This window comes from Staphylococcus sp. GDY8P54P, from assembly GCF_017892645.1.
Taxonomy (GTDB): Bacteria; Bacillota; Bacilli; order Staphylococcales; family Staphylococcaceae; genus Staphylococcus; species Staphylococcus ureilyticus.
Genome location: NZ_JAESLN010000029.1, coordinates 148,845 through 155,943, shown reverse-complemented (window position 1 = coordinate 155,943; position 7,099 = coordinate 148,845). Strand labels below are relative to the sequence as shown.

At 32.6% G+C, this 7,099-nt stretch carries 6 protein-coding genes; all 6 read left to right on the top strand.

Annotation, left to right across the window (positions count from 1 at the left end; all coding sequences use genetic code 11):
- The first annotated feature begins 248 nt into the window (after positions 1-248).
- The 6 genes from KA883_RS10415 to KA883_RS10390 all read left to right on the top strand — a co-directional run bounded on the left by KA883_RS10415 (position 249) and on the right by KA883_RS10390 (position 7,090).
- Positions 249-944 (top strand): CoA transferase subunit A, encoded by a 696-nt coding sequence (locus tag KA883_RS10415; protein WP_046207217.1) that lies wholly within the window; start codon positions 249-251, stop codon positions 942-944.
- Position 945: 1 nt separating this feature from the next.
- Positions 946-1,596 (top strand): 3-oxoacid CoA-transferase subunit B, encoded by a 651-nt coding sequence (locus KA883_RS10410; RefSeq protein WP_210139976.1) that lies wholly within the window; start codon positions 946-948, stop codon positions 1,594-1,596.
- A gap of 147 nt (positions 1,597-1,743) precedes the next feature.
- Positions 1,744-2,154: a hypothetical protein gene (locus tag KA883_RS10405; protein WP_046207219.1), complete on the top strand. Its 411-nt coding sequence runs from the start codon at positions 1,744-1,746 to the stop codon at positions 2,152-2,154.
- A gap of 9 nt (positions 2,155-2,163) precedes the next feature.
- Entirely contained in the window at positions 2,164-3,129 is a 966-nt protein-coding gene (locus tag KA883_RS10400) for an ornithine cyclodeaminase family protein (protein WP_046207220.1), read from the top strand.
- A gap of 491 nt (positions 3,130-3,620) precedes the next feature.
- Positions 3,621-4,562: an NAD-dependent epimerase/dehydratase family protein gene (locus KA883_RS10395; RefSeq protein WP_046207221.1), complete on the top strand. Its 942-nt coding sequence runs from the start codon at positions 3,621-3,623 to the stop codon at positions 4,560-4,562.
- Between the two features lie 11 nt (positions 4,563-4,573).
- A complete protein-coding gene (locus KA883_RS10390) occupies positions 4,574-7,090 on the top strand; it encodes a glycosyltransferase (RefSeq protein ID WP_210139975.1) in 2,517 nt (838 codons plus the stop codon).
- The last annotated feature ends 9 nt before the right edge of the window (positions 7,091-7,099 follow it).

The following is a 7,099-nucleotide window of genomic DNA, read 5'->3' as shown; positions in this document are numbered from 1 at the left end:
GTAGTACATATGGCTGATCTTTTCAGAGCCCTTATCAGGGCTGGTCAGTAACAAAGGCTTATAGCCGAAGAACAAACCACCCGTTATACGCGTGGTTTTGATTTTATTGAAAACAAATTTTAAATATAAAGTAAAAGTTTATAGATATTATGAAAACGGCAACATGAAATAAAAGACTTCGCAAAAAATTTCAAGTATAATTGTTTTAATACTAGGTATTAATTTTAAAAAAGAAGTGAGGTTATAACATGTCTAAAGTCATTCAAGACATACATACAGCGTTTGAGCATTTAGAAAATGGCATGACAGTACTTGCCGGTGGTTTTGGGCTATGCGGGATACCAGAGCATGCCATTGAAGCGATTCGTACAAAAGGTACAAAAGGATTAACCGTAGTGAGTAATAACTGTGGTGTAGATGATTTTGGATTGGGCCGTTTACTTGAGAAAAAACAAATAGATAAAATGGTTAGCTCGTATGTGGGTGAAAATAAAATATTTGAGCAACAACTGATCAATGGTGAGTTAGATGTAACACTAACACCTCAAGGTACGTTGGCTGAAAAACTACGTGCAGGCGGTGCAGGTATTCCAGCATTTTACACAAAAACAGGTGTGGGGACTTTGATCGCTGAAGGTAAAGAATCACGAGAATTTGACGGTGAAACGTACATTATGGAACGTGCCATTACAGGCGATTTTGGTATTGTGAAGGCTCAAAAGGCGGATACATTTGGTAATTTAGTATTTGAAAAAACAGCGCGTAATTTTAATCCTTTATGTGCTATGGCCGCCAAGACTACTGTCGTTGAAGTAGAAGAAATTGTTGAATTAGGTGAAATTGACCCAGATGATGTACATATGTCAGGTGTATATGTGGATTATATCTATCTAGGCAAACATTTTGAAAAACGCATAGAAAAACGTACAGTGAAGGAGGTATAACATGGATAAACAAACACAACGTAAGAAGATTATTCAGCGTGCAGCACAAGAAATTCATAGTGATATGGTAATAAATTTAGGTATTGGTATGCCAACACTTGTAGCAAATGAGATGAATGATCATGTGGAAAATGTCTTTTTCCAATCTGAAAATGGTTTGCTTGGTATTGGCCCATATCCTACTGAAGATGAAGTGGATCCAGATTTGATTAATGCAGGTAAAGAAACGGTTACTGCTGCTAAAGGGGCTTCCTATTTCGATAATGCAGAATCATTTGCGATGATACGCGGCGGGCATATTGATTTAGCAATTCTTGGTGGTATGGAAGTTTCGGAAACAGGTGATTTAGCAAACTACATGATTCCTGGCAAGCTCGTAAAAGGTATGGGTGGTGCGATGGATTTGGTGGTTGGAGCTCAAAAAGTGGTCGTTATCATGGACCATATGAATAAACATGGTGAATCTAAGATAAAATCAAAATGTGAGTTGTCTTTAACAGGCGCAGGTGTTGTTAATACGTTAATCACAGATTTAGCTGTTTTTAAATTTGAAGATAAAGTTATGAAATTGGTTGAACTTCAAGAAGGTGCCACACTTGAACAGGTACAAACCCATACAGATGCTTATTTTATAAATTGCTTGAATCATTAGCTGTTTTTCCACATATTGTACGATGTATTCATAGGTAGATCATTATCTATTTTTAAAAGATTAGCTCTTAGTCAAACTTAAAATTCCGAGTAAGTATGTTATTGTAACAATAGAGGTTGAATTAATGACAAAGGTTCGGAGATTGATATGAAGAAAAATGCAGAACTGAAAAGTATTGTTATCGCTATTATATTTGCAGCGGCTGCAGATGTGGTTCCTAACGTCATATTTCATAAAATCTTGTTGTTAATCGGTATTTTAGCATTTATTTATATGTTGATTACACATTTAAAGTTTACGTTATATCATATTAAAATAGAAGATAATCAGCAACAAACATGGTTTAGTGTGAAAACGGATTATTGGTTGCTGTTTATTAAAAATATGTTGGCCATAACACTATTATTAGCGATATATTGTGTGTCTGTGTATGTCGATAATCATATGGCTTGGATTATCATTCCTTTACTTGTCGTTGGATTTATAGGAATAATCTTATTTGAAAATAAATTTGAAAAGAAGAGTAACATTTTAGAGTCAGAAAATGTAAAAGAATAGAGGTGTCTTATGAAATTTATTGATGCACATGAACAAGCTGAATTATTAAACATGGAAGAAGTCGTTGAAGCGGTAGCCGAATCTTTACAGGCCTATTCTGAAGGGAAGACGGATACCCCTTTACGTTATGTACTTCCTTTTAATGAAGACAATCGTTATCTAGTTATGCCGGCTTTATCTGATGAATTGAAAGTTGTGGGGCTTAAAACAGTAACAATGGCCCCTAATAATACAAAGATAGGTAAAAATACCATTGTTGGTTCTGTCATATTATCAGATTATGAAACTGGTGAAACATTAGCTGTATTAGAAGGTTCTTACTTAACCAAAATTCGTACAGGCGCAATTTCTGGCGTAGCTACAAAATACCTTGCTCGTGAAAATGCAGAAACATTATGTGTCATAGGGACAGGCGATCAAGCACAAGGATTAATTGAAGCTGTACTAGCTGTTAGAGATATCAAACATATTCAACTGTATAATAGAACTCACCGTAAAGCAGTGACATTTGCAGAAACGATCCAACAGCAATATCAATCCATTGATGTGACAGTGATGGAAAATGTTGATGATGCTATAGCTAATGCTGATGTTATTGTCACTGCAACCAACGCCTCACAACCTGTTTTTAATAAACCATTGGATGCTGGGGTGCATGTGAATGCTGTGGGCTCTTTTAAACCAGATATGCAAGAGTTACCTTCACACGCTATAGCCAATGCCGATAAAGTAGTTGTAGAAGCATCGGAAGCGGCGTTAGAAGAAACAGGGGATTTAATTACCCCTATGGATGAAGGTTTATTTGGAGAAAAAGATTTATATGGAGAATTAGGTGAAATCGTCGGTTCTCATTTAGCTGGACGCGAAAGTGATGAAGAAATTACCGTATTTAAATCTGTAGGTGTAGCCATTGTAGATATTATTGTGGCTAACTATTTTTATCAAAAAGCACAGAAAAATAATGACGTGCAGTAATTTATATATAAGATCGATAAAGTAAAATTTTGATAGGCTATAGTAAAATTATTAAGCGTTTCGCTGTATTGCTTTATAGTATAATGTAGGTATTATTTTATACTTTAAAGGATACTTATGGCGGAACGCTTTTTAAGATAGTTTACAAATTTAATATTTATCAAAGCATATTTTTACTAAAGATTAGTAATTTCATAGATTCAGTTATTAGCAATATTTAGGTTTAAGTATGCAGTAAAATGAATTTTTGCAAAGTGCATGGTGTTATAATTCAATTATTATTAAGTTTTTACCTCAATTTCTTTTGATTTGATCGTCAAAATTGTTAAACTTGTATTAATATAAAGAAGATGTTAATTAACTAAAATAATAATTTTAGTTTAATATTGTTGTATTTTTTATGATAAAAGTAGAGTTATATGGATTAATAGATTTTATTAATTGAATTGATGGTCAGTATATTATGACTTGAATATATAGGAGGAGAAATAATGAAAATACTAATTACAGGTGGTGCTGGATTTATCGGCTCGCACTTAGCAGAACACTTTAATAAAGCTAATGAGGTGTTTATATTAGACAATTTAAGCACAGGGCATCGTTCGAATGTCGAATTTATAGATGATGCGCATTTCATTGAAAATGATGTGATTAATACATCATTTGTGACATCCTTAGTAGAGAAAGAACAATTTGATATCGTCATTCATTTAGCAGCCGTAGTTAGTGTTGTAGAAACAATAAATGACCCTATAAAGTCTCAGTCTGTCAATATAAATGGCACATTAAATCTCTTAGAAGCCAATCGTCAATATAATCATAATTTGAAGAAATTTATTTTTGCATCATCAGCAGCCGTTTATGGTAATACCGAAGGATTACCAAAACAAGTCGAAACGTTCATTGATCCTGAATCACCTTACGCTGTGGAAAAATATGCTGGGGAACAATATACAAAAATTTACAGTACGCTATATCAACTGCCAACAACTGCTTTAAGATTCTTTAATATATATGGACCGAGACAAGATCCTCATTCACCATACTCTGGTGTATTATCTATTATAGATAATAAATTTAAAAATAACGAAACATTCACATTTTTTGGGGATGGAGAGCAAACGAGAGATTTTGTATATGTAAAGGATTTGGTGCAAGCGGTTTCAACAGTGCTCGATAATGAAGTGACGAATGGCAAAATATACAATTTAGCTACTGGTAAACAAATATCACTATTAGAAATTTTTGATAAGTTCAAAAAGGTTTATAATAAATCTATAGACTATCAGTTTGCTGAATCAAGAAGTGGGGATATTAAACATTCTTGTGCTGATATCAAAGGTTTGGAAGCGCTAGGATATAAACCACAATATGATATTATGTCAGGTTTAACTGAATATATTAATTACTCGAATACAGATAAGAAAAACTAAGAGGTGGAAGAATGATAGGTAAAACGAAAAAGTTTGTATTAAATCAGACAAAAAGAAAATTAAAATTCATTTCGGAACCATTGAAATTACAATTTAGAAGTAAATACACAAGAAATATTATGCATTATGCAAATCTATATAAAACGATTGAAGTAGATGACAAGCATATTTTGTATCAAGTTAGAGATGGACAAAGTATGACAGATAGTCCTTATGCAATATTTAAATATTTAATGAACCATCCTGATTATCAAAAATATATACATATTTGGGTCGTAGCATCTCAAAAAATGCAAAAAGCATTTTCTAAAAAATATAGTAAATATAAAAATGTAAAATTTATAGTTAAAGAAAGTGAAGACTATTTACATTATTTAACAAAGTGTAAATATCTCATCAATAATGCGACGTTTCCAACGTATTTTACGAAAAAGCCAAATCAAATATATGTTAATACTTGGCATGGTACACCTTTAAAAGCAATGGGGTTAGATATCAAACATAATTTATTAGAATCACAAAATACAATTCGTAACTTTTTAAGTTCTGACTATATTATTTCACCTAACCAACATACGACAGATATTTTTAAAAAAGCATTTAAATTAGACGGTTTAAATGATGAAGCAATTTTAGAAATTGGTTATCCTAGAATAGATGCAACGCTAAATGCACAGTCAAAAGAAGTTATGCAGAAATTAAAGAAACAAGGCATTAAATTAACAGATGCGCCGATTTTACTCTTTTCACCGACATGGCGTGGCCAAACGGTCAGTATACCAGAAGATAATATTGAAGAAATTGAAGCGCTGATTGAGTCATTAAATAAACAAACACATTATCAAGTATTATTAAAAGTGCATCCGTTTATTTATAAAAAAGCAGTAGGTAATAAAAAATTAAAAAAATACTTAGTGGAAGATACATTTGATACGAATGAATTACTCAGTATTGTTGATTTGCTTGTAACTGATTACTCAAGTATCTTTTTTGATTATTTAGTTACAGATAAACCTATTATTTTTTATACACCCGATTATAAAGCCTATGAAGAAGACAGAGGATTTTATCTTCCTGTGGATAGTCTTCCAGGTCCAAGTGTGCACTCAATTGAAGCATTGGTAGCTACTGTCCAAGAATCACAGCGCATGCTAGCACAATATAAGGGGAACTATCAAAAATATAAACAAAAATTTGTGAATTACGATGATGGACAAGTAACGGAAAGAGTTGTCAATCAAGTGTTTCATCATGATGCACCCAAAAATGGCGTTCAAAACAACAGAAAAGAGCGTATTTTAATATATCCAGGTGGTATGAAACCTAATGGCATAACAACATCGATCCTGAATTTATTAGAAAATGTTGATTATGATAGATATGATATTACGGTTTATCTTGGATTCAATAGAAATAAAGATGTGATAGATAATCTATATAGCTTAAATGACAATGTGAGGGTTATTTTAAGAAAAGGACCATTGTTGGCAAACACTTCAGAATACTATCGTAACCTATTGGTACGCAATAGAGGCATCAAATCGAAAATTGAAGAAAAAATTTATCCGGATGCATTGTATCAACGCGAATTTAGAAAAGTGTTTGGTAACTCAGCGTTTGATGTCGTTATGGATTTCAGTGGCTATGCGATGTTTTGGTCTGAAATCTTGTTAGCGAGCAAAGCTAAAAGAAAATTAATCTACTTGCACAGTGATATGAAAATGGATATGGAGCGTAAAGTGAACGGTGTGAGACCGCATTACGCTAATCTAAAAGGTGTGATGTCCTTATATCCTTATTATGATAAGCTCGTAAGTGTGTCTGAAGTGACTAAGCAGGAAAATGTTAAAAAAATAGCGAATAGAAAAACAAAAGATAAATTTAAATCATCGATGAATACCATTAACTTAGATAGAATTTATAATTTGGTGGATGAAGATAATGATATCTTTATGAAAAATGGGGAACGTGTCATTGTAAGAGAACAGGATAAGCAAATTACAAGCGTACCGTTCCATAAATCCGATTATAAAGTGATGACAATGGGAAGATTATCTCCTGAAAAAGGATTTGATAATTTGATTCAAGCGTTTAGCGGCGTGGTGGAAGCAAATCCTAACGCGAAATTATACATTTTAGGTGATGGCCCACTCAAAAATCAACTAAATAAACTAATTACGTCATTAGATTTATCAGAGCATGTATTTTTAATGGGACAAAAAAGAAATCCATTTAATATTATGAGAGATTGTGATTTATTTGTTTTACCGTCTTATTACGAAGGGCAATCAATGGTCTTATTAGAGGCGTTGACTGTTGGTATAGATATTCTGGCATCAGATATACCAGCCAATCAATATGTACTTGATTATGGCAAGTATGGAATGTTGAGTTTTAATGATGCTGAATCATTACAAACAAGCATACAACAGTTTATTAATAAGGAAACACCTGTTTATGCCAAATTTGATCCAGAATTATATAATAAAGAAGCGATTGAACAATTTTATCATTTATTAGATGACTAAAGTATCATA